This window comes from Empedobacter brevis, from assembly GCF_965118635.1.
Classification (GTDB): Bacteria; Bacteroidota; Bacteroidia; order Flavobacteriales; family Weeksellaceae; genus Empedobacter; species Empedobacter brevis_A.
Genome location: NZ_CBCPHV010000018.1, coordinates 1 through 21,188 on the forward strand (window position 1 = coordinate 1; position 21,188 = coordinate 21,188).

The 21,188-nt window shown below is 29.5% G+C and carries 23 protein-coding genes and 1 pseudogene; 15 read left to right on the top strand and 9 right to left on the bottom strand.

Annotation, left to right across the window (positions count from 1 at the left end; all coding sequences use genetic code 11):
- The 5 genes and pseudogenes from ACMHJW_RS13930 to ACMHJW_RS13950 form a co-directional block, all read left to right on the top strand.
- Positions 1-677, top strand: a pseudogene (locus ACMHJW_RS13930) (hypothetical protein); the annotation flags it as partial.
- A 210-nt stretch (positions 678-887) separates the two neighbouring features.
- The gene (locus tag ACMHJW_RS13935) at positions 888-1,796 is read left to right on the top strand and encodes an alpha/beta hydrolase (protein ID WP_413534011.1); all 909 of its coding nucleotides are present in this window, start codon (positions 888-890) and stop codon (positions 1,794-1,796) included.
- Between the two features lie 196 nt (positions 1,797-1,992).
- Positions 1,993-2,763 carry an SDR family NAD(P)-dependent oxidoreductase gene (locus ACMHJW_RS13940; RefSeq protein WP_413534012.1) on the top strand — a complete coding sequence of 257 codons (771 nt, stop codon included), beginning with the start codon at positions 1,993-1,995 and terminating at the stop codon, positions 2,761-2,763.
- Positions 2,764-2,778: 15 nt separating this feature from the next.
- Complete coding sequence (locus ACMHJW_RS13945; protein WP_413534013.1) at positions 2,779-3,636, top strand: oxidoreductase; 858 nt, start codon at positions 2,779-2,781, stop codon at positions 3,634-3,636.
- Between the two features lie 176 nt (positions 3,637-3,812).
- Entirely contained in the window at positions 3,813-4,556 is a 744-nt protein-coding gene (locus ACMHJW_RS13950; protein WP_413534014.1) for an SDR family NAD(P)-dependent oxidoreductase, read from the top strand.
- Between the two features lie 44 nt (positions 4,557-4,600).
- Here the strand turns inward: ACMHJW_RS13950 and ACMHJW_RS13955 are convergent, their stop codons facing one another.
- From ACMHJW_RS13955 to ACMHJW_RS13965, 3 genes are all read right to left on the bottom strand, one after another.
- Positions 4,601-5,464 carry a helix-turn-helix domain-containing protein gene (locus ACMHJW_RS13955; protein ID WP_413534015.1) on the bottom strand — a complete coding sequence of 288 codons (864 nt, stop codon included), beginning with the start codon at positions 5,462-5,464 and terminating at the stop codon, positions 4,601-4,603.
- 245 nt (positions 5,465-5,709) lie between these two features.
- Positions 5,710-5,886 (bottom strand): hypothetical protein, encoded by a 177-nt coding sequence (locus tag ACMHJW_RS13960; protein WP_413534016.1) that lies wholly within the window; start codon positions 5,884-5,886, stop codon positions 5,710-5,712.
- A 136-nt stretch (positions 5,887-6,022) separates the two neighbouring features.
- Positions 6,023-6,205 (bottom strand): hypothetical protein, encoded by a 183-nt coding sequence (locus tag ACMHJW_RS13965; RefSeq protein ID WP_413534017.1) that lies wholly within the window; start codon positions 6,203-6,205, stop codon positions 6,023-6,025.
- Between the two features lie 626 nt (positions 6,206-6,831).
- Here ACMHJW_RS13965 and ACMHJW_RS13970 point away from each other — a divergent pair.
- The 4 genes from ACMHJW_RS13970 (at position 6,832) to ACMHJW_RS13985 (ending at position 9,483) form a co-directional block, all read left to right on the top strand.
- Positions 6,832-6,969, top strand: a complete 138-nt coding sequence (locus ACMHJW_RS13970) for a hypothetical protein (RefSeq protein ID WP_413534018.1) — start codon at positions 6,832-6,834, stop codon at positions 6,967-6,969.
- 135 nt (positions 6,970-7,104) lie between these two features.
- Positions 7,105-7,875 (top strand): hypothetical protein, encoded by a 771-nt coding sequence (locus tag ACMHJW_RS13975; RefSeq protein WP_413534019.1) that lies wholly within the window; start codon positions 7,105-7,107, stop codon positions 7,873-7,875.
- Positions 7,876-7,877: 2 nt separating this feature from the next.
- Positions 7,878-8,693 carry a hypothetical protein gene (locus tag ACMHJW_RS13980; RefSeq protein WP_413534020.1) on the top strand — a complete coding sequence of 272 codons (816 nt, stop codon included), beginning with the start codon at positions 7,878-7,880 and terminating at the stop codon, positions 8,691-8,693.
- Between the two features lies 1 nt (position 8,694).
- A complete protein-coding gene (locus tag ACMHJW_RS13985) occupies positions 8,695-9,483 on the top strand; it encodes a hypothetical protein (RefSeq protein ID WP_413534021.1) in 789 nt (262 codons plus the stop codon).
- Positions 9,484-9,687: 204 nt separating this feature from the next.
- Here the strand turns inward: ACMHJW_RS13985 and ACMHJW_RS13990 are convergent, their stop codons facing one another.
- Genes ACMHJW_RS13990 through ACMHJW_RS14005 form a run of 4 tightly spaced genes read right to left on the bottom strand, consistent with a single transcriptional unit; the run spans position 9,688 to position 14,084 of the window.
- Positions 9,688-11,286, bottom strand: a complete 1,599-nt coding sequence (locus tag ACMHJW_RS13990) for an MFS transporter (RefSeq protein ID WP_413534022.1) — start codon at positions 11,284-11,286, stop codon at positions 9,688-9,690.
- Positions 11,287-11,295: 9 nt separating this feature from the next.
- Positions 11,296-12,354, bottom strand: coding sequence for an HlyD family secretion protein (locus ACMHJW_RS13995; RefSeq protein WP_413534023.1), 1,059 nt, complete (start codon positions 12,352-12,354; stop codon positions 11,296-11,298).
- Positions 12,355-12,381: 27 nt separating this feature from the next.
- Positions 12,382-13,686, bottom strand: a complete 1,305-nt coding sequence (locus ACMHJW_RS14000) for a TolC family protein (protein WP_413534024.1) — start codon at positions 13,684-13,686, stop codon at positions 12,382-12,384.
- Between the two features lie 29 nt (positions 13,687-13,715).
- Positions 13,716-14,084: a MarR family winged helix-turn-helix transcriptional regulator gene (locus ACMHJW_RS14005; RefSeq protein ID WP_413534025.1), complete on the bottom strand. Its 369-nt coding sequence runs from the start codon at positions 14,082-14,084 to the stop codon at positions 13,716-13,718.
- Between the two features lie 321 nt (positions 14,085-14,405).
- Here ACMHJW_RS14005 and ACMHJW_RS14010 point away from each other — a divergent pair, with 321 nt between their 5' ends.
- On the top strand, positions 14,406-14,723 hold the full coding sequence (locus tag ACMHJW_RS14010; RefSeq protein ID WP_413534026.1) for a DMT family transporter: 318 nt from the start codon (positions 14,406-14,408) through the stop codon (positions 14,721-14,723).
- Between the two features lie 417 nt (positions 14,724-15,140).
- Here the strand turns inward: ACMHJW_RS14010 and ACMHJW_RS14015 are convergent, their stop codons facing one another.
- Entirely contained in the window at positions 15,141-15,554 is a 414-nt protein-coding gene (locus ACMHJW_RS14015) for a hypothetical protein (RefSeq protein WP_413534027.1), read from the bottom strand.
- Positions 15,541-16,248 carry a hypothetical protein gene (locus ACMHJW_RS14020; RefSeq protein WP_413534028.1) on the bottom strand — a complete coding sequence of 236 codons (708 nt, stop codon included), beginning with the start codon at positions 16,246-16,248 and terminating at the stop codon, positions 15,541-15,543. The genes ACMHJW_RS14015 and ACMHJW_RS14020 overlap by 14 nt, the downstream gene beginning before the upstream one ends.
- 264 nt (positions 16,249-16,512) lie before the next feature.
- On the opposite strand from ACMHJW_RS14020, the gene ACMHJW_RS14025 reads away from it, so the two are divergent.
- The 5 genes from ACMHJW_RS14025 to ACMHJW_RS14045 all read left to right on the top strand — a co-directional run bounded on the left by ACMHJW_RS14025 (position 16,513) and on the right by ACMHJW_RS14045 (position 21,166).
- Positions 16,513-17,922, top strand: coding sequence for a pyridoxal phosphate-dependent decarboxylase family protein (locus tag ACMHJW_RS14025; RefSeq protein WP_413534029.1), 1,410 nt, complete (start codon positions 16,513-16,515; stop codon positions 17,920-17,922).
- Positions 17,923-17,996: 74 nt separating this feature from the next.
- Positions 17,997-18,278: a hypothetical protein gene (locus ACMHJW_RS14030; protein WP_413534030.1), complete on the top strand. Its 282-nt coding sequence runs from the start codon at positions 17,997-17,999 to the stop codon at positions 18,276-18,278.
- 80 nt (positions 18,279-18,358) lie between these two features.
- Complete coding sequence (locus tag ACMHJW_RS14035) at positions 18,359-19,534, top strand: MFS transporter (protein WP_413534031.1); 1,176 nt, start codon at positions 18,359-18,361, stop codon at positions 19,532-19,534.
- 198 nt (positions 19,535-19,732) lie between these two features.
- A complete protein-coding gene (locus ACMHJW_RS14040; protein WP_413534032.1) occupies positions 19,733-20,497 on the top strand; it encodes a siderophore-interacting protein in 765 nt (254 codons plus the stop codon).
- Between the two features lie 78 nt (positions 20,498-20,575).
- Positions 20,576-21,166 carry a Crp/Fnr family transcriptional regulator gene (locus ACMHJW_RS14045; protein ID WP_413534033.1) on the top strand — a complete coding sequence of 197 codons (591 nt, stop codon included), beginning with the start codon at positions 20,576-20,578 and terminating at the stop codon, positions 21,164-21,166.
- The last annotated feature ends 22 nt before the right edge of the window (positions 21,167-21,188 follow it).

The following is a 21,188-nucleotide window of genomic DNA, read 5'->3' on the forward strand; positions in this document are numbered from 1 at the left end:
CTCCAGGGAACAAAGCACGTAGTTTATTACATCCTCATGATTTTACATATATAGATTTAATTGTTTTAAGTTTAAAGAAATTTATAGTCATTAATATAAGATATAATATTATGGCTTTTATATTCTTCTTAGTCCTAGCAAAAATAGTAAACATTGAAAATTATATTTTTTCTAAAATCCCAATATGGGGATTATTGATTTTAATGAATGGTTTCTTGCTTACCGGTATAGTTATATCAATCTACGGAGTGAAAGCTAATTTCCCTCCAAGAGTTGAGAACATGCTAATTTTCGTATCATTTTTCTTTTTGTTCTTTATAGCCATAAAAGTGATAAATAAATACAATATTAATTCTCAAGTGATTTACACATTAGGTATTATTGTAGCTGTTGTTTATGTTTTTTTACCAAAGAATGAATTCCAAAGAGATTCTAACATAAAATTAGTTTATGAAGATATATTTATAGGAAAAGTTTTCTCGTATGAAAAACAAGTTATTCAGCGTGACATTGATCTAAAAAAATGTAAAGGAGATTGTATGATAAAACCAATTCAGAATCCTCCAAGATCCTTAATGTTTAAAGATGCTTCAACAGATGCAAATAGTTATATAAATAAATCTATCGCTATTTATTATGATTTAGATAGCGTTCGTATAGAAGAAAACAATAATTAATATATAAAAGAGATTCAGATTCTGAATCTCTTTTTACTTTTTCTAAATCTTATAAATTCTTTATTGAAATGGATTTTAAAGTAAATCATTAATAAATCTCAAATCTGTAAAATGTATCCTTTCTTCCGTAATCTGTCTACATTTTTAAAGTGTTATTAGACATAAATTTGTCTTAATAAAAATGAATAATAATTTAAAATCATAAATAGAATGGAAAGACAAAAAGTAAATTTCAGAAATAGAGATTTGACAATGGCTGGAATTATTTTCCAACCAAAAGATTTTAACGAAAATAAAAAATATGCCGCAATTGTAGTAAGTCATCCTGCAGGAGGTGTAAAGGAACAAACTGCAAGTATTTATGCAGAAAAAATGGCAGAACATGGATTTGTATCACTTGTTTTTGATGCTACTTATCAAGGAGAAAGCACAGGTAATCCACGCCATTTAGAAGACCCAAGTGCAAGAGTAGGAGACATTAGCGCAGCTGTAGATTTTCTAACAACATTATCTTATGTTGATACAGATAAAATAGGAGCAGTTGGTATTTGTGCAAGTGGTGGATATGTAAGTGCAGCTACAAAACAAGATCATCGTATCAAAGCAATGGTTTCTGTAAGTGGTGTGGATATAGGTGAAATGTATCAAGTAGGATGGAACGGAAACGGACCAGATATGGATATTGCAGCAACGCTTGAAGCAGTAGGAAAACAACGTACTGCCGAAGCTAATGGAGCAGAAACTTTACATTTAGATTGGATCGGAAAAAAAGAAGATATTCAGCTTCCTGAAATGTTGGAAGGTTACGAATATTATAAAACAGACAGAGCACAACATTGCAATGCTTCTGGAGAACTACGTTTTGTAGATTTACAAGGATTAATCGCATTTAGAGCATATGATAGAGTGGATACTTTATTAACACAACCTCTTTTGATTATTGCAGGAAGTGAAGCTGGTACTTTGTGGAGCAGTAAACTACTTTATGAAAAAGCGGCAAGTGAAAACAAAGAATTAATCATTTTGGAAGGAGGAAATCATTTCGATCTTTATGATAAACCTGAATATGTAAATCAGGCAGTAGAAAAAATGATTCCGTTTTTTGAGAACAATCTTTAAAATAAAATTTCTAAAGTAAAACAGCTTCCAATTCGGAAGCTGTTTTTGTTTATAAAAGATATTTATATAAGACTTAGTAAACATTTTCATTAGCAGTAAAATGTATCCTTTCTTCCGTAATCTGTCTACGTTTTGTAGAAGTGATGGAGTATACATTTGTATGATTAAAAATGAGTAATAATTAAAATAAAAAATCATGAAAAGATTAGAAAATAAAACAGCGATAATAACAGGAGCAGGTAGTGGTTATGGAATAGGTGCCGAAACTGCTAAATTGTTTGCAAAAGAAGGTGCTTCTGTTGTTGTAACAGGTAGATCACATTCAAAAGAAAACTTAGAAAGCCTTGTAAAAGAGCTAACAGATAATGGTTATAAAGCGGCTTATGCTTTTCTTGATGTTGCTGATGAAAAAGAGTGGGAAACAGTAGTGAAATTTACAGTTGATACTTTTGGTAAGATTGATATTCTTGTAAATAATGCAGGAACTCCAGGACCACGTGGAGATTGGGAAGTAACTTCTGTAGCAGATGTTAATGCTGTTATGGCAACTAACTTAACATCACAATTTTTAGGAATTCAAAAAGTACTTCCTTATATGGAAAAAATAGGAGGAGGATCTATCGTAAATGTAGCTTCTGCAGCAGGTGTTATCGCTTTCCCAGATGTTAATCCTGGTTATGCTGCTTCTAAAGGAGCTTCTAGAATGTTATCTAAATCCGCAGGTGTAGATTTAGCGAAAAAGAATATTCGTGTAAATGCAATTCTTCCTGGATTAATCGCTACTCCAATGGCAACACATTATACAGAAGATCCAGAAGCAATGGCCTATTTAAAAACGGCTATTCCATCGGGTAGAGCTGGATTATCAGAAGAAGTTGCAACTGCTATTCTCTTTTTAGCAAGTGACGAAGCTTCATACATTACGGCTACAGAAATTCTTGTAGACGGTGGTTTAACAGCTATTTAATTAAATAAAAAAACAATGAAAAAAGTATGGTTTATAACAGGAGCTTCATCTGGATTAGGAAAGGCTCTTGCTCAAACAGTAATTGAACATGGAGATTTTGTAGTTATTACTGCGCGTCGTGAAGATCGTTTACAGGAAATTGCTAAAAGACACGAAGAACAAGTTTTGACAATTGCAATGGATGTTACCAATGCTGAAGCAAGAACAAAAGCAGTTCAACAAACAATAGAACGTTTCGGAAGAATTGATGTATTAGCAAATATTGCAGGAAGAGGTGTTGCTGGTGCTTGTGAAGAATTTAATTTGGAACAACTTCGTGAACAAATGGAATTAAATTTCTTTGGTGCAGCCGAAATGACGAGAGAAGTACTTCCTTATATGCGTCAACAAGGTTCAGGGAATATTATTACATTAAGTAGTATTGCAGGATTAGTTGCTATGAATGCGGCAGGACCTTATTGTGCAGCAAAATTTGCAATCGAAGGTTGGACAGAATCACTTGCACTTGAAGTAAAACATTTAGGAATTAATGTAACATTGGTAGAGCCAGGTGCTTTCCGTACTGAGTTTGCTGGTGATGTCAATATGCGTCCAGTAAAAAATATTGAAGATTATCGTTCTGTTGTAGAACCTTTTGAAACTTATTTAGAGACTTCTGCAGGAAAACAGATAGGAGACCCTTCAAAAGCAGCAAAACGAATGATTGAAGTTGTAGAAAGTACAAATCCACCAACTCGTTTGATGCTTGGACAAGATGCTTTTTCTATTTGGGATTCAACTATTCAGGCGCGTCTTACAGATATCAATTCATGGCGAGAAGCAGGAATAGATACAGCTTTTGATAATGTTGAATTTAAGGAAATTATATTATAATAGAATTTAATACAAAAAAAAATAGCTTCCAATTTGGAAGCTGTTTTTTTGTAAACATTTTTAGATTTCAATAAAAGTAAAATGTATCCTTTCTTCCGTAATCTGTCCACGTTTTCAGCTAGTTTCGAGATGTAAATTTGTGTCATTAAAAGTTGAAATAAATAAAGAATTTGAAAATGAAAACAGCATTAATTACAGGAGCAAGCTCAGGAATAGGAAAAGCATTAAGTTATAAATTTGCTTCAGAGAATTATAATCTAATTATCGTTGCTAGACGTGCAGATAGTTTGGAAGAAATCAAAAAAGATATTGAATCAAAATATGCTGTAAAAGTTCAAGTAGAACCTTGCGATTTAGGAAAAGAAGGAAATGCTCAAGCATTATATGATAAAGTAAAATCGACACATATCGACGTATGGTTCAATAATGCAGGATTTGGTGATTATGGAATGCCTTGGGAACTTGGTCTCTCAAAAGCAGAAGCAATGATTGATATTAATATAAAAGCATTGACATCGCTTTCTTTATTGTACATTAAAGATAATGTGGATAAAGATGTAACCTTAATCAATACAGCTTCTATCGGAGGTTATACACAGTTAGATTTTGCAGTAACTTATTGTGCAACAAAATTCTATGTAGCATCTTTTACAGAAGGACTTGCATTGGCAGTTAAAAATAAAAAAATGCGTGTAAAAGTATTGGCTCCGGGAGCGACCGAAACAGAATTTGTTGGACAAGCAAATGGTGCTATTAGCGGAGATGATTTGTTTACTCCAGATATGTTTATTTCAGCTGAAAAAATGGCAGGATTCGCCTATGATTTATTTTTAAGTGATAAAGTATTGGGAATTGTAAATGATAAAAATGAATTCGAAATAAAAGATGCTATTTATCCAAGTGCTGCATATTTTGGATAATTTTTAAATTATAAAAGCTGTCCAAATTTGGACAGCTTTTTATATTATATATTTTTAAAAACCTTCGGAGACATTCCTGTTTTCTTCTTGAAAAAACGAGCAAAATAATTAGGATAATCAAAGCCTAAACTATACGAAATTTCAGAAACAGACATCGAAGTATTTTTCAGTTTTTCTTTGGCTAATTTTAATACATATTCTTGAATATGTTCAATAGGAGATTCGCCTGTAAAATGCTTAATTAAATCACCAAAATAGTTAGGAGATAAATTTGCTTTCTGCGCAAAAAATGCAACTGATGGCATTCCCGAAACTCCTTCAGATTTGCTATAATATTCGTGTAATTTTTCATAAAAATTTTCAACCACATTATGATAAACTTCACTTCTTGTATCAAATTGACGATTGTAATAAATCTGCGTATACGACAAAATAAGATAAACATAAGAAATAATAACTTCTTTGGAATAATCTGTTTTTTGAAATTCATCGTAGACTTTCTTGAATAAATCCCACAATAAAATCTCTTCGTCTTTTGTTAAATATAAAGCTTCATGATTATTATAATGGACAAAATTGTAGGTTTTGGCAACGCGCTCTATCAGCTTTGTATCAACCATAATAATATAACCAGAATCGGGTTCATTTACATCCCAAGCCATTGTATTTTGCGGGCAATCCACATATAAAAAAGAATTCGCCTGATCTTCAAATTTTTGTTCAATTAGCTGATTTTTATCCATAGGAGGTTTAATCGCTAAAAGATAAAAATCAATATTTATCTTTTCAGATTTATGCAAAAACTCTTTTTCATTCGAAAAATCAATAACATGCAATTGATCGTTTTTTAAAGGTGAAAACTTTGCATATTCTACAAAATCTTGTATTTTAAATATCTTTTTGACCATTGTTTTCAAAATATTCTACAAAAATATACATTCAAGAAAGAAATCGTAGGATACATTTCATCGATAAACGGATACTTTTTACTGATTGCTGAAAGTCTATTCAAATAACGAGCCTATCTTAAAAATTATAATACAATAAATAAAGATTTTTTTAACTATTTAAAAATTAGAACATTAATCTTAAGTTATAGATGTAGTTTATTTCAAAAAATTAATAATCAGACGATTTGTTTCCTCAGGATTTTCTAGAGGAATATGATGCGCAGCATTTTTGCTTCGGTTATTTTAACATCTAATAAAAGTTGTTTTGCCGTAAATCCAGTTTCAGCTTTGCAAAATTGATTAAATGTTTCGATAGAAACTCCAGTTTTCTCTATATATTGCTCAACAGAGAGTTTCTTATCTAAATTTTCATTAATCAATTTTTTGAATTTTGTTATTGTATTACTTTTTTTTGATGTGCTCGAATTGTTTAGAAGTGAAAATAAATATGATATCGCTATTAATTCATTTTTTCTGGATAACATTCGTTTAAAAATTTCATCAATAAATTGTACATCACCTTGTTGTAAATCTATTTAATGGAAATGAAAAGTCAATATTCAGATTTTTAGCAAAAGGTTCATCAATAAGCAAAGTATATCCGCAAGTATCAGAAGAATAACTCCAATTGTGTACTTGTTTTGGATTGATAACGAAAATTCTATTGGGTAAAATTTCATATTCATCAAAATCAATCACATTAATTCCGCTTCCTTTCGTAAACCAAACAAGAGAATAAAATGAATGGCGAATGAGGCCATTCTATATCAGGATAAGCTGTTTCTTCAAAAACATCGAGATAATATTGGGCGCATTCTTTTACTTCAGGGATAATGTCTTTAATTGAATATATTTCCATTTTTTTTTAAAAATCTTATTCTATTTTTTTATTGTTCGTAAATAATCAACAAGAATAAATCGTTTACAAAATAATAAAGATTTATCTTTTTGAGGTTCATAATACTTCTAAAAAATGTCATCTATTGTATTAAATTTGATTTTTAGCGAAGTAATTAAGATAACGATTTGTTAATATTTATATTAAAACGTCTATTATTTTAAGATAAATTGTGGAAAATTTGAAAAAAAAATAATTTTATTTGCTTTAAGATTATACTTTTCCTTAAAATTATTTACATATTAATTAAGATATTGTTTATTAGTGATTTATTCAATTAAATTTTTTTTGTCTGAAATTTAAAAAGACAAATATAATTGGCAATAAATTGTAAATGACAATGTTAAAATTAAGCAGGAATTTATTTTAACATTTTTTTATTTTTTTATTTTATATATTTGCAAGACAACTACCTAAATCAAATAAAATGAAAAAAAAATCAGTCGATCTACTCTTTAGTTATTTAACTTTCAATCATTTTTCTATTCTTTTTAAGTCATCAAATTCTGATGATCACGGAATGGATATCGAACAAGTTATAAGTTTAAAAACATTAACTACATAAATTCTTTTTTATCATAATCCTTCACTAAAAGGTTATGAATAAGGAAAATTATGTTTGATTTTTTCAAACTACTTCAATTTATCTATGCTAACATTTTTAGTATAGCAAACATTATTTAAACAGAATTATATCGAAATGAAGGTAATTAATTTAATTACTGTCTTAATTTCTACTTATTCATTTTGTCAAGTAGGAATTAATACAGAACTACCAAAAAGTACTCTCGATGTTGAAGGGGAAGTCGTATTAAGAAACTCTTTACGAGTTGGCGGAACAGATAAAACAAAAGGAGATGCGGGCTTAAAAGATCAAATATTGATCTCGCAAGGAGAAGGTTTACCTCCAACATGGAGGTATACAAATATTCCATTCATAGAAAATGGACAATACAAATTAATCAATACATATGTTATTGATGATCAGATTGGAATAAAATCAATGAATGATTCTGATGGAAAGTATCTTAGTTCAATTGGTGATCCTCTTGACAGTTCTTGGAAAAAAATAGATGCTCTAAAAACAGAAATTGAAATAAAATCTGATAAGAATAAAACGACTTATCAATTTCAAACTGGGGTAGAAGCTGTAACTGATGTCGCTCCAGGAGAAGTTAAATTTTTATGTGGAATATTTAAAGATAGCAAACTTGTTGCGCTACGTCCTGACAAGATTACAACACAATCAATAAATGCACCTATTCAATACATTTATACTCTAAATTATACTGACGATAATCTTGATAAAAGAAAATATATGATAGAAGTAGCGTGTAGAAGAATAGAAGGAAGCAATCATAGATTAGCAATAGGTACAAACACTGAAGGATCACATGTCTCAAATGCTTTTATGTTAAAATCTTTTATAAAAATAGATTTAGCTGAATTTGTTACATTTAAAATAGAATAAAAATGAAAAAAACTTTATTAATTATATTCTCTATTTTTTTGCATAATCAAACATATGCTCAAACAAAACCACAAATGGGGGTGAATACAGATTCTCCCAAATCTAGTGTTGATGTAAATGGAGATTTTGGTCTAAGAAAAAGAATTTTTTTAGATAACAATGGCAAAGAATCCAAAGGAAATAAAGGACAGATATTAGTTTCTCAAGGAGAAGGTTTACCACCTACTTGGAAAACTCTACGTATTCCTGAATATGAGCCAAACAAGTTTTATTTAATTTTTAATGATTCGTTTTCAGATCTTAAAGGACTTGGGTATTCTGGTAATCAAAATTCTTCAGCTAATTTAGAAAATGAAGTTGTTGAAAACGCACAATTAAGTAATTTGTTAAGTAAAGGATTTCAAGAAATTGAAGATTTAGCTAAAACTTTTACGATTAACAGTAAAGTGAGTAAAGTTTATTTTCAGTTCGAAACAGTTGTACAACAGAATAATACTAACTTAACTGATGGAGAAAATATAAAATATGCTTGTGGTATTTTTATTGATAAGCAATTAAAATCAGTTAGAGTAAATACTTTATCTCCCAATCCTTCTGCTGGTACTTTTTTAACACATACCCAAATTGGAGGGGCTTCTGGATTACCAGTAGGTACACATAGTGTAAATGTTGCTTGTGCAAAATTTTCCGGTACTACAATCACTTTTGGGATAGGAAGATCAGTTAGAAATTCTAACACTAATGCTTTTATGACTCAATCATCATTAAAAGTTGATGTATATGAAATTCCAGAAAATTTTAACACAATATTCGATTAAAATGAAATTATATCTTAACATATTATTTATAAGTTTTGCCTCTTTTGCTTCTGTGCAAGCTCAAGTTGGAGTCAACACCAATAAGCCAACAAAAATATTGGATGTTAATGGAGATCTTAATTTGAGAAAAGAATTACGCTTAGGGGGTAATGATCAAACATTAGGAGATGCAGGTAAAGTAAACCAAGTTTTACAAGTTGCAGATGATGCAGACAACCACAACACATGGCGAACATATAAAGTAGCAGATGGTACTGGTAGTCTTTCTTTATATTATCTTAAAACAACAGTTGACCGTAAAGGATTGTATTTCAATAAAACTGGTGACACTAATCCTTATAAAGCTAATGATAATTCTAGTGGTTGGACTTTTATGGAAGGAAACGTGGATAGCTTTGTTGTTACTGATGGATCAGGAGCGAGCAAAGTTGTTTTGAGTTTTCAAACTACAGCTCAAATAAACAGAGGGAGTAATTCATCAGGAACTTCAGCAAGTTTTGCATGTGGTATCTTTATGAAAAGAAATAATGGTAGCTTTCAATTAAAAGCTGTTAGGTCTGATGTTGTAATAGGTAATCCGGGTGCATATAAAATTTTTAACTTAAATGCAACCATAGAAGAGTTAGAGCAAGGAAGTTATGAAGTAAAAGCAGCTTGTAGAAATAGACAATTAGGCTCTGGTAGAAGTTTAGTTAACTTAGGAATTGGTCGTCCAGTAGATACAAATACCTTAAACCAAGAAATGGCTAATACTATATTAACAACTACTCTTTTGCATCCGTATCAATAAACAAATAAAAAAATCTTATGTATTGAATGTCATTTTATTGATTATCAGTATTATCATAAGATAAAACACCTATAAAATTGTCACAAATGTTTTAATATTTGTGGCAATTTTAATTTTATAGAAGATGTTATTCTAAAAAGCTTATAAGTGAAAATTCTTTAAGAACTCTTTGATATTCAAAGATAATTTGAAATAATTTATCTTTTAAACATCTACATATGTTAGGGAATATTTGTTCTTTTCTTTTAGATAATGTATGTTCAAAATCTTTAAACTAAGAGCTAATATTGCTAATATAATACTGATAGCAGCTAGAATATAATAAATATTCTGTGCACTAAGGATTAATGCTTCTTTATAAATCATATGATGAATTGTCCCTTGTGCTAATTGTTCTGCTTGTTCTACGCTACTTCCATTTCTTAAATGTCCGGAAATTAAACTTTTCCATAAATTGGATACTCGATAATCATCCATCGTATATTGTGCAGATATAATGTCGTACTGTTTTTGTTTTAAAAAATTGAATTGATTAAGACAAAGAGCACTTGTAATAGGTGCAGCAAATACTGTACGTGAAGCAATGGAAAAGAAAGCTCTGTCTGAATTGTCATAGAAAGGTACATTTACAGAAGCATAATAAGACAAAGATGTAATGCTAATACCATAAGCTGCTCCTCTAATAATCATTGGAATAAAGAAAAAATGTTCGTTAGCTTCTGGATAAAAATATTTAGCTGTATAAAGATAATAAACAGCAAATAAAGCAAAACCAACAAAAAGACTTTCACGTACACGATGTACTTTGTGTAACCATATTCCTGTAAGGGGAATCGATATAACAAAAGCTAAAATCAAATAAAGATTAACTGCTGCGATATATGTATCAGTATAACCTAAATTTACTTTCATAAATTCTGTTGAGATACTGAAAGTATTGTAAATGAAAAATAATAATATCATTAATAATACACCAACAGTTACATGACTATATTTGAATAATACTTTCACATTTACATATGGTCTACGTATATTAAGCATTCTGATTGTCCATACAATAATTCCGACGATGGCAACACCAAATGTAAAAGAGATAAGTTTATTATCGAACCAATTGAGTCTTTCTCCAAAAATGCAAGCAAATGAAAAACATAAGCTAGATAAGGTAAATAATAAATAACCAATCCAATCAATTTGATACATCGGATATTTTCTTGCTGTTCTTTGAGGGTGCATGAGAAAAACAACAATTAATAAACTAATAAAAACACCTGGAAGACTAAGCAAAAAAGTATATTTCCATGTATAATTTTGAAGTATAAGTGCCACAAAATAAGTGTACAATTGTCCTAAACTATAGAGAATTGTATAGACAAATCCGTATAATAATCCTCGGCTATTGCTTGGGTTAAACTTTTGTAAGAAAATACTCATCGTAGCCATTAATCCTAACATCTTAATAGATGAAAGCAGAAAATTGCTTATAAATAATTGTAAATTATTTTGACTACAAACAGATAAAATGAGTAAAATAATCTCAAGAGAAAGACACAATAAGAGTAATTTTCTGATCTGAAAATAACGCATAAAACGTCCGATCAATGGATAAAAAGCTGCTCCAGCTATGGTACCACCATAATAAATAAATTGTACTGTATCTTTTTCATCACCCAAAGATGAAGTTAAGATTGCTACAGCATTTGCCGGAATTCCACTAACAAATATTTGTGAGCATAACAAAACGATAAGACAAATCTTTTCGAGTTGATTGGAAACAGGTTCGTAAAATATTGAATTTTTCATTTCTTTTTATTACTTTTTTGAAACCTGCACATTCATTCCTGCACGTATTTTTTCTATATCTTTTTTAGTATTTAAAAATTTTATTCGAACAGGAATACGTTGTTGAACTTTTACAAAATTTCCTGTAGAATTATCAACTGGCGTTGCAGAATATTTGCTACCAGTAGCACCTGAAATAGCGATTACTTCACCAGCAAATGTTTGGTTTTTAATTCCATCTACTTTAATATTCATTTTATCTCCAATTCTAATATCTTCAATTTGATCCTCTGTATAATTTGCTGTTACCCATTTATCTCCAGATTGAACAATAGTAGATAGAGTTTGACCTGCTTGTACGAGTTGATCTTGCGTTATTTTTCTTCGTCCCATAATTCCATCATAAGGAGCGATTATATAACAATAAGAAAGATTCAACTTCGCCATATCAACAATTGCTTGTGCTCGCATAATATCTCCATCAGAAACTTTCATTTTGTTTGCAATAGTTTTAGTATTAAGTTGAGACGATTGTTTTTGTCGTAAAGAGGATTCATAACGAGCTTTTATAGCTTCATATTCAGTTTTAACTTGATCATATTCAAATTGAGGAATAACATCTGCTTTCAAAAGATTCGCATATCTTTCTAGATTTTGGCGTTGGTTTTCCAAGCGAGCTTTTAATTCATCAATATTTGCTTCCGAAATTTGCGTATTACTTTGAGATAAATTTACATCAGATCCGATGACAGTTTTACCGGCTTCTGCTTGTTTCAATGCAGCTTCTGCTTGTAACAATTGAATTTTGAATTCTCTATCATCTATCACAGCCAAAGTATCTCCTTTGTGAACAGTTTGATGTTCATCAAAACGAATTTCTTTAAGGTAACCTGTTACTTTGGTACTGATTGGACTTACATATTCTTCAACTTGTGCATCTTCAGTATATTCTACATCTCCGATATGAAAAAAGACAGCTAATCCCCAGAATATAAGTAAAGAGAGTAATACTATAGCCAATGAATTTCCTAAAATTTTCCATTTTTTAGAAACTGCTTTTTTTTCTTTTGGTTGTTTATTTTCTGACATTGTTTTTTTACTGAATTAAACTAGATTTTAATTGTTGACTTCTTCCCAAAGCCCTGAAGTTTTGTATAAATGATAATATTGATAAATAATACCTATTCGTGCATTATTCATATTAATTTGTGCTGCAAGAAGCGAAGTACTCGCATCGAGCATATCGGTAATGGTAACGAATTTATTAAGGTATTTTTGTTCCACAACATGGTAATTGTCTTGTGCTAAGCGATAGCTTTCTTGTTGAGAAATGTATTTTTCTTGCGCATCTTGTAGTTTTATAAGAGCAGTATGAATTTCCATTTCAGATTTTTGAGTTAACCATTCAGCATTTTTTTGTGAAAGATTGCGCTCCATATTAGCTTGTTGAATAATATGTTTGTTTTTGTAGAGAGAACCTATATCATATTTTACTTTAACGCCAACTTGAAAAAGGTGCATATAAATGTCTGCTGGTGGAATTGCAGAGATAAATGGACGATTAAAGATATCTTCGGCATAAAGTGAAACAGAAGGTAACAAGCTAGATTTTGCAATATTTATTTGCTTTTCAGCCAATTTGGTATGTATATCTGCTATTTTTATTTCAGGAATTTTAACCGCAAGATTATCTGCATTGCTTATTGTGTCATAATTTTTTAAATTTTTAGCATATAACAAAGTATCTACTTCTATTTCAGTTTCTTTTGGAAGTCCTAAAATTGTAGTAAGTTCATGATTAACGACAGAAATATTGTTATGTAGTTCATTTAGTTTTTGCTTAAAATCAGTAAGCTGTAATTCACTTCTTACTTTGTCGTTATGTGTAAGCATTCCTTGTTCAATAAGTTTTTCAATATTAGAAAGACGTTTATTGGCTAATAAAATATTTTGTTGATAGACGTTTTCTTGGTTTTGATAAGCAAAAAGATCAAGGTATTTCGCTAAAAGAAGAAACTGAATATCCTCTTTATTTTTTTCATAATCTAATTGCGCAATTTGTTCTTCTAATTTTGCTTTTGCTATTCTATTTTTGGAAGCTCCTCCGTTAAAAACCGTATAACCTGCTGCGATTGAAAAATTATTCGCAACATGAGGCATTTTTACCGTGTTTTCGAAATCAAACTTGTTATCCCAAACATGAGCATTACTTATATAACCAAGCCCAAAAGAAGCTTCGGCATTTGGTAAATATGCTTTTTCTTTCTCGATTAAAGTAGAATTTTCTGCAACACCTATCTTGTAACGAATAATATCTAACTGTTTGCTATTATGTTCTGCAAGAGTAAACATACTGTCAACTTGTAACAGAAGTTTTTCTTGAGCCAATACTAAAGTTGTCGAACTAAAAAATATTAGCATAGATAATATAACATTTTTCATAACAGATATTAACTCTCCATAAGGTTTTCCATTATTTGAGTCATTTGTCTAAATTGTTCTAATGTAATACCAGTTTTATTCATTTCATATGTTTTGTACACAGTATCATATATTTCTGTTACAAATTGATAACCTTCTGGTGTAAGTGTGATAATATTGCTTCTTCTATCAGTAGGACTCATTTTTCGTTCGACCAGATTCCGTTTTACAAGATTATCAATAAGCGAAGTCACACTCGATTTATTTTTCCCAGTTTTATCAGCAATATCTTGTTGATTGGTCATCTGATCTTTTGCCATAAAATGGATATAATATAGAATTTGTGTCATTTCCATTGTAACATTACTATGGCCACCTTCCGTAAGTTTTTTCTGCACTCGGTTACGCAAATCCTGTCTCATTCGAAGGATAGTGTTAAAGTACAAATGCATGGTCTTTATAAATTCTTGTTCAAACATGAAGCAAATTTACAAAAATAGTTTCATATCAAACAGTTTTGTATCAAACTTATTTTATGAATGACTAATTGGAATTTTTTAACAGTTTGAATTTTAGTTTATTGTTATTTTAATATTAAATAAATGCTTAACACTAAAAAGTTATTCTTCTCTGAATATTTTTTTTAATTTAGAGCTATACAATTGTCTATCTTCATTATAGATAATAAGATAAATATGAACAATTAAAATTTTAAAAAGATGAATTGGATTGCATTAGTTATAGCAGGACTATTTGAAATTGGATGGCCATTAGGACTAAAAATGGCACAAGATACAGAAGGCAACAAGTGGGGATGGATTCTATTAGCAATATGTTCTATGGCTATTAGTGGCGCATTTTTATTTTATTCTCAAAAAACAATTCCAATAGGAACAGCATATGCTGTATGGACAGGAATTGGAGCGGTAGGAACATTAATTGTTGGAATTATATTTTTTAATGATTCAGCAAGTATATTACGACTATTATCCGCTGCTTTAATTGTTGCAGGAATAGTAGGTTTAAAAATATTTTAAAAATAAAATATAACTTCTGAAAAATCATAATAATTTGATCTTGATTAAATTATTATGATTTTTTTATTGTCAATAAAATAATCGTCGATTAATTGTTTACATATTTTAAATGTTCTTTCTATTTAGTTTATATCCAAAGTTATCTTGTAAATAAATGGTATAAAAATAGAATTAAACAGATGATAACTTCTCTTGTCAATATGATAGGAATGCTTTCTAAGATTTTGTAAAATATATTTTTCATAATGAATTATATTATTCTATTATAAATAGATTGTATTCGTAAAACTACTATTGATTTAAGACATAACGTATCTTTATTAAAAAGTTTAAAGAGTTAAGAAAAGTTGTAAAGTGTTATATTTTAATAAAATATGCTGTAAGTTATATACCGTTAGACGAAAAAAATATTTCAATTTATTTCAATTTTGATTTGAAAATTTCAAGCAGTTTAGCTTTACTTTCCGAATTAATATTCTCCAAATTTATAATATCACACGCACCATATTTATCAAGAATGACAATCTTATTTTTATTGAAATCAACTTTATCAATATCCTTAAATTTTTTATTTATTCCCCAAAAATTATTAATTCTAGAACTAAAGCTGTTTTTATTCCATTGAAATACGTTTTTATACCAATAGAATTTATATGCATAAATAGCTAAAAAAGAATACGTCAGAATTGGAAATAATTTCTGTATAAAAATATTACCTAAAATTAAATAGTCACAAACTATTAAGAAAGTTATTGTTACACAAAATCCTAATAATAAAATTATAATGAGATTTGTTCTTGATCCAGTATGCTGAAAATTAATTTTTTTCATTTATATATTCTTTAAGATTCAAATTGATTTTAATTCCGCTAAATAAAATATATTCAAGTTTTACAAAACCATATTTTTCATTAAAATAGGAAGTTAGTGAACTTTGACCAATTTCAGAATTGGCTGTTGCATAAATTTTTGTCGTATTTAGTTTTCCAAATTCTGTATTTATCGTTTCTTCTCCAACAATTTCGTAATTATATTTTAGTAAAAGTTTATCTTTCCAAATTTCCCATCTTTTATCAGACCAATAGTCGCTTATAAGCATTTCATCTTTCCACTTAAATCCTATTTGTTCATTTAATTTTATATAAGGAAAAGGACAAGTTTCCAAAGCTCTCAAAAAACCAAATCTAGGAGGGTGAAGCCAAATATTTATTTCATTTTCAACCAATCCTGTCGAGGTTCTAAAAGTAGGATTTGGATAATCGTTATATTTTATTTCCGTTTGATTTTTGTTTGTTCTTCCAAAAAGTTTCGATTTTTCAACATTTAATTGAATTTTTTGTAGCGCATTTTCATTTCCAAAAGTAAGAGAATCTTTGTCGTTTTTATCGATATAATTTACTCCATCAGGAGTGAGTACTTCTATCTCATAAACAAAGGTATTTCCTACGGAATAAATGATATTATTTTTATCAATTTTAGATTTTTCAATAAAAAGTTTATCATATTGTTGACCAAAACAATTCATGAAAAAAGTAGAAAGAAAAATAGTTTATTCATAACTTATTTTTATAAAATGATGTAATAACAAAGTATTTATGTGGAATATACAGATAATTCATTAAAAAACTAAACTTATATACACAAAGTTGATTAGTAAAAAATATGGTTTTAAATATTGTTTAGAATTAAAATATCTTCCAAGAAATCTCACAACTTAACATTATTTTCAAGATAAAGATTAATAGTATTTTAGGATATAATAATTAACTTCATATAAAATATTTGAAATATGAATTCTTTGCTCCAAAATGATCATGATAATTTAGAAGCTTTACTACAACTCTCGAAAGAATATAGTTTTAATTTTTTGAAAAATATCGATAAACGTCCAACTTCTTCGAAAGATGAATTTGTTGAATGTGTAAATCAACTTTCAAAGGAAGGAATAGGAGGAGAGGCGTCATTGAATGAATTCATCCAACGTTTTGAATCTATTATTGTAAGTTCTACTGGACCTCGATATTTGGGATTTGTGACAGGAGGTTCAACTCCAGCATCTATTGTTGGTGATTGGTTAGCAACTATTTTCGATCAAAACACACAAGCTGTAAAAGGTTATGGAGATATTTCCGCGAATGTAGAATTAGAAACAATTCAATTGTTATTAGATTTATTTAATCTTCCAAAAGATTTTTTAGGAGGTTTTGTAACAGGAGCGACAATGTCCAATTTTACATGTCTAGCGATTGCAAAACAATGGTTAGGGAAGGAATTAGGGAAAGATTTTGCGAGAGATGGGATTACTGAACAGGTAACTGTTATGTCTGCAACGCCTCATTCTTCTTCTATTAAATCATTAGCAATGTTGGGAATTGGAAGTAATAATTTAATCAAAATCAAAACAGCTGAAGGCAATAGAGAAGCAATTGATATTGATGATTTAGAGAGACAAATAAAAAAAATAGAAGGAAAACCATTTATTTTAATTTCTAGTGCAGGAACAGTAAATACTGTAGATTTTGATGATTTTGAACAAATTAAAAATTTAAAAGAAAAATATAATTTTTGGTGGCATATCGATGCTGCTTTTGGTGGATTCGCAGCATGCTCTTCTCATTTTAAACAGTTGGTTTCTGGTTGGGAATATGCCGATAGTATCACAATTGATGGACACAAATGGCTAAATGTACCTTACGATAATGCATTTTTCTTTGTAAAGGAAAAATATAAATTACTACAAGTAGAAAGTTTTCAAAATTCAAATGCGCCGTATTTGGGAGATCCATTGGATAATTTTAATTATTTAAATTTTCTTCCTGAAAATTCTAGAAGATTACGAGCTTTACCTGTTTGGTTTACTCTCAAAGCTTATGGTACAAAAGGTTACCAAGATATTGTAGATAATTCAATTCAACTATCAAAGCAATTTGGTCAATTTATTACAGAAAATAATAGTTTAGAACTTCTAGCTCCTGTAAGATTGAATACGGTTTGTTTTTCGTTAATGGGAGATGAAAACCAAGAAAAAGTAGAAGAATTTTTATCAAGAATTAATGACTCACACAAAGTTTTTATGACTCCAACCGTGTATAATGGTCGAAAAGGAATTCGAACAGCTTTTGTAAATTGGCGCACTACAGAATCAGATTTAGAAATAATTAAGCAAGTCATTTTAGAAACTATTCCTGCAGTAAAATAGATTTTGAATCATTCGATTTTAAATCAAAAAAGATAAAAAATAATAAGCAATAATCAACATCTAAATGAGTTTCTATGATTAAAAAGTACAAAATATTTGAATTAATTTCAGAAATATGGGGTTTCATAATAATCATAATACCTTTTCTGATTATAGGAAGTTTTTTAGGATATATTCTATATGAAAATATTGAGCATAAACACGGTTTGATATTAGGTGTTATTTTGTTTTTAATAATATCTACAGTAGGCGTTATTTTTTCTATAAAATCTATAAAAAAGAATGGCGCTTTTTATATAATATCAAGAACAATAGCATCATCAGAATTTGATAAAAAAAATAAAAAACAAGATTAGTTCTTTTTTTGACCTGAGTCAAAGTTTTTATCCTTAACCAATCGCAATTTTGCTCTCGAAATAATTTTAAAACAAAATTTATGAGTGTAACATTACAACCACAAAAAACGCTTCGTTTCTACGAAGCTATAATTCCTATTATCATTTCAGTTTTTGGCGTATATCTTACCATAGGTATTGCATTTGGTGTACTTCCTAGATTTGTACAGAATAATCTTGGATTCGGAAGTCTTAGTGTTGGATTAGCAATTGGTTTACAATCTTTATCTACACTAATAACTCGCGCTTATTCTGGAAAAATAACAGATACAAAAGGAGCAAAAAAAAGTAATTTGATAGGCGTTATTTTAGCTGTTATTGCAGGTTTTGCTTATGTATTAGCTTTTTTATCTCAAGAAAACAGAGGTTTATCCTTTATCATATTATTAGTTGCTCGCCTAATTCATGGAGTAGGTGAAAGCTTTTTGGTGACAGGCGCCTTAACTTGGGGAATTGGATTAGTTGGCAATGAGAATTCTGGTAAAGTAATGACTTGGAATGGTATTGCGATGTACGCAGGTATTGCAATAGGAGCACCTTTAAGTATATGGTTAAGTTCTGAGTACGGAGTTTTGCCTGCTTTTGTGCTAATTGTGATAATGCCTTTCGTAAGTTGGGTTGTTACGGCGAAACTACCAACTTTAGCAGTGGATAAAAATCATGTCAGAACACCATTTTACAAGGTTATCGGAGCAATATCAGGTCAAGGGTTAAGTTTAGCATTTTCATCTTTAGCTTTTGGATGTATAGCTTCTTTTATCGCGCTATTTTTTAATGAAAGAAACTGGGGGGATGCTTCGTTAGCATTTATGGTTTTTGGAGTTTGTTATGTATTAACAAGACTTTTTTTTGCTTCTTTTCCGGATAAATATGGAGGATATAAAATAGCATTAATTTCGCTAGTTATCGAAATTACAGGTCAACTTCTTATATGGACAGCTGTAAATAAATCAATTGCAATTATTGGATGTGGTTTAACAGGAATAGGATTTTCGCTTGTATTTCCAGCTTTAGGAGTTTTGGCGATAAAAAAGGTACAACCACAAATGAGAGGTACTGCATTAGGAGCTTATGTCGCTTTTGTCGATTTATCTCTAGCAATAGCAGGACCATTAGCAGGATTAATTGCAGCTTGGTTCAGCTATCAATCGGTGTATTTATTTGGTGGTATTAGCTGTGTATTAGCAATAGTAATCTTAATGTTTAATAAAAAATAAATTCGAAAAAAAGGATAATTAGTTTTCCAATTTCTGTTTCAATAGCTTAAGAAACATCAAAATTCGATTACAAGATTATTTTTTTCAATACTCACGAATGATAATAACATTTTCAAGAAGAAATTTTAGATGTTCAAAAATTATAGGCTTCGTTACTATGAATGATTTTATCTATTGAAAATATTAAAAATAAATCAAATGAAAATAATACGCTCTATTTTTACAGTAAAAAGAAAAGAATTCTTAACACCCAATTTTATACGTGTCATTTTTGAAATGTCAGATGAACAATGTAAACTGCTTGAAAATATACAAGAAGGTTCAAATAATAAAATATTTATTCCTCCTAAAGGAGTTGGTTTAATTTATTTTCCAAATAAAGAAGTTAGTCTCAATACATCATTAACTGCTAAAACACGTACGTATACCAATAGAAAAATTGATTTGAGAAATAAAGAATTAACGATTGATTTTGTTGCACATGGAACTACTAGTCCCGCTTCGGCTTGGGCAATATCTGCCAAAATAGGAGATCCTTTAGGCATTGCAATGAAAGATGTAAGAAAACCATTAATAGGTAAAGCAGATCATTATTTACTTATAGGAGATGCAACAGCAATCCCTGTTATAGCCGCTATTTTAGAAAGCCTAACTGCTAAGGTTTCAGTAAAAGTAATACTAGAAGTTCCTTCTAAAGATGATGAGATAATAATGTATTCCAAAGCAAAGGTAGAAATAGAATGGTTACACAATAGCAATCCAAAAATGGGAAGCTACTTAGCTAAAAAAGCAATCACTCATCAATTTGAGAATAAAAATGCGCATAATTTTGTTTACTGTGCAGCAGAATATAGAACTGTAAAAGAAGTAAGAGAATATTATCGAAAAACATTGAATTGGGATTCTGATCTAATTTTTACATGCAGTTATTGGAAGGCAGGATCAGCAGAAGATTTTAATTAAAAAGTTAACCGCAGTAAAGATAGATCTTAAACTTTTCTGAGTTTTATTGGTAAATTTGTCCTACACTGATTTCAAAAAATGGAAGAATTATTAATCTCCTATATCAAAAGTAAAATTTCGGTTACAGATGAAGATCTTGTAACGATCTTAGCTTATTTCAAACCTTTAAAATTAAAGAAAAATGAGTTACTCTTAACGCATGGACAGTCTAGTCAACGCACATTTTTTGTTACGAAAGGATGTTTACGCATATTCTTTATCAATGAAGATGGACAAGATTCTACTCGATATTTTGCTTTTGAAAATCAGTTTGCTACAGCTTTAGTTAGTTTCATAACAGCCGAACCTTCAGAAGAATATCTACAAGCAGTAGAAGACTCAGAAGTTTATTATATCACACATAAAGATTTTTACCATTTGTTAGAAATTGTTCCACAGTGGGAAAAGTTCTATCGAATTTATCTTGAAATTGCCTATGTTACCAATACAAAAAGATTAATGTCTTTTTTAGTTCAAGATGCTTTAGAAAAGTACCGTCAATTATTGGAGGAAAATCCAAGTATTGTTCGACGATTATCTAACAAAATGGTAGCTTCTTATCTTAATATATCACAAGCGACATTGAGTCGATTAAAACCTAAACTTTTTAGCGATAATAACGAATTCTGAAAACTAAAATCGAATAAATTTC

Coding starts and splice junctions, on each gene's coding strand:
- ACMHJW_RS13935 (WP_413534011.1), top strand. CDS start 888: ATGGAAAGACAAAAAGTAAATTTCAGAAATAGAGATTTGACAATGGCT.
- ACMHJW_RS13940 (WP_413534012.1), top strand. CDS start 1,993: ATGAAAAGATTAGAAAATAAAACAGCGATAATAACAGGAGCAGGTAGT.
- ACMHJW_RS13945 (WP_413534013.1), top strand. CDS start 2,779: ATGAAAAAAGTATGGTTTATAACAGGAGCTTCATCTGGATTAGGAAAG.
- ACMHJW_RS13950 (WP_413534014.1), top strand. CDS start 3,813: ATGAAAACAGCATTAATTACAGGAGCAAGCTCAGGAATAGGAAAAGCA.
- ACMHJW_RS13955 (WP_413534015.1), bottom strand. CDS start 5,464: ATGGTCAAAAAGATATTTAAAATACAAGATTTTGTAGAATATGCAAAG.
- ACMHJW_RS13970 (WP_413534018.1), top strand. CDS start 6,832: ATGAAAAAAAAATCAGTCGATCTACTCTTTAGTTATTTAACTTTCAAT.
- ACMHJW_RS13975 (WP_413534019.1), top strand. CDS start 7,105: ATGAAGGTAATTAATTTAATTACTGTCTTAATTTCTACTTATTCATTT.
- ACMHJW_RS13980 (WP_413534020.1), top strand. CDS start 7,878: ATGAAAAAAACTTTATTAATTATATTCTCTATTTTTTTGCATAATCAA.
- ACMHJW_RS13985 (WP_413534021.1), top strand. CDS start 8,695: ATGAAATTATATCTTAACATATTATTTATAAGTTTTGCCTCTTTTGCT.
- ACMHJW_RS13990 (WP_413534022.1), bottom strand. CDS start 11,286: ATGAAAAATTCAATATTTTACGAACCTGTTTCCAATCAACTCGAAAAG.
- ACMHJW_RS13995 (WP_413534023.1), bottom strand. CDS start 12,354: ATGTCAGAAAATAAACAACCAAAAGAAAAAAAAGCAGTTTCTAAAAAA.
- ACMHJW_RS14000 (WP_413534024.1), bottom strand. CDS start 13,686: ATGCTAATATTTTTTAGTTCGACAACTTTAGTATTGGCTCAAGAAAAA.
- ACMHJW_RS14010 (WP_413534026.1), top strand. CDS start 14,406: ATGAATTGGATTGCATTAGTTATAGCAGGACTATTTGAAATTGGATGG.
- ACMHJW_RS14015 (WP_413534027.1), bottom strand. CDS start 15,554: ATGAAAAAAATTAATTTTCAGCATACTGGATCAAGAACAAATCTCATT.
- ACMHJW_RS14020 (WP_413534028.1), bottom strand. CDS start 16,248: ATGAATTGTTTTGGTCAACAATATGATAAACTTTTTATTGAAAAATCT.
- ACMHJW_RS14025 (WP_413534029.1), top strand. CDS start 16,513: ATGAATTCTTTGCTCCAAAATGATCATGATAATTTAGAAGCTTTACTA.
- ACMHJW_RS14030 (WP_413534030.1), top strand. CDS start 17,997: ATGATTAAAAAGTACAAAATATTTGAATTAATTTCAGAAATATGGGGT.
- ACMHJW_RS14035 (WP_413534031.1), top strand. CDS start 18,359: ATGAGTGTAACATTACAACCACAAAAAACGCTTCGTTTCTACGAAGCT.
- ACMHJW_RS14040 (WP_413534032.1), top strand. CDS start 19,733: ATGAAAATAATACGCTCTATTTTTACAGTAAAAAGAAAAGAATTCTTA.
- ACMHJW_RS14045 (WP_413534033.1), top strand. CDS start 20,576: ATGGAAGAATTATTAATCTCCTATATCAAAAGTAAAATTTCGGTTACA.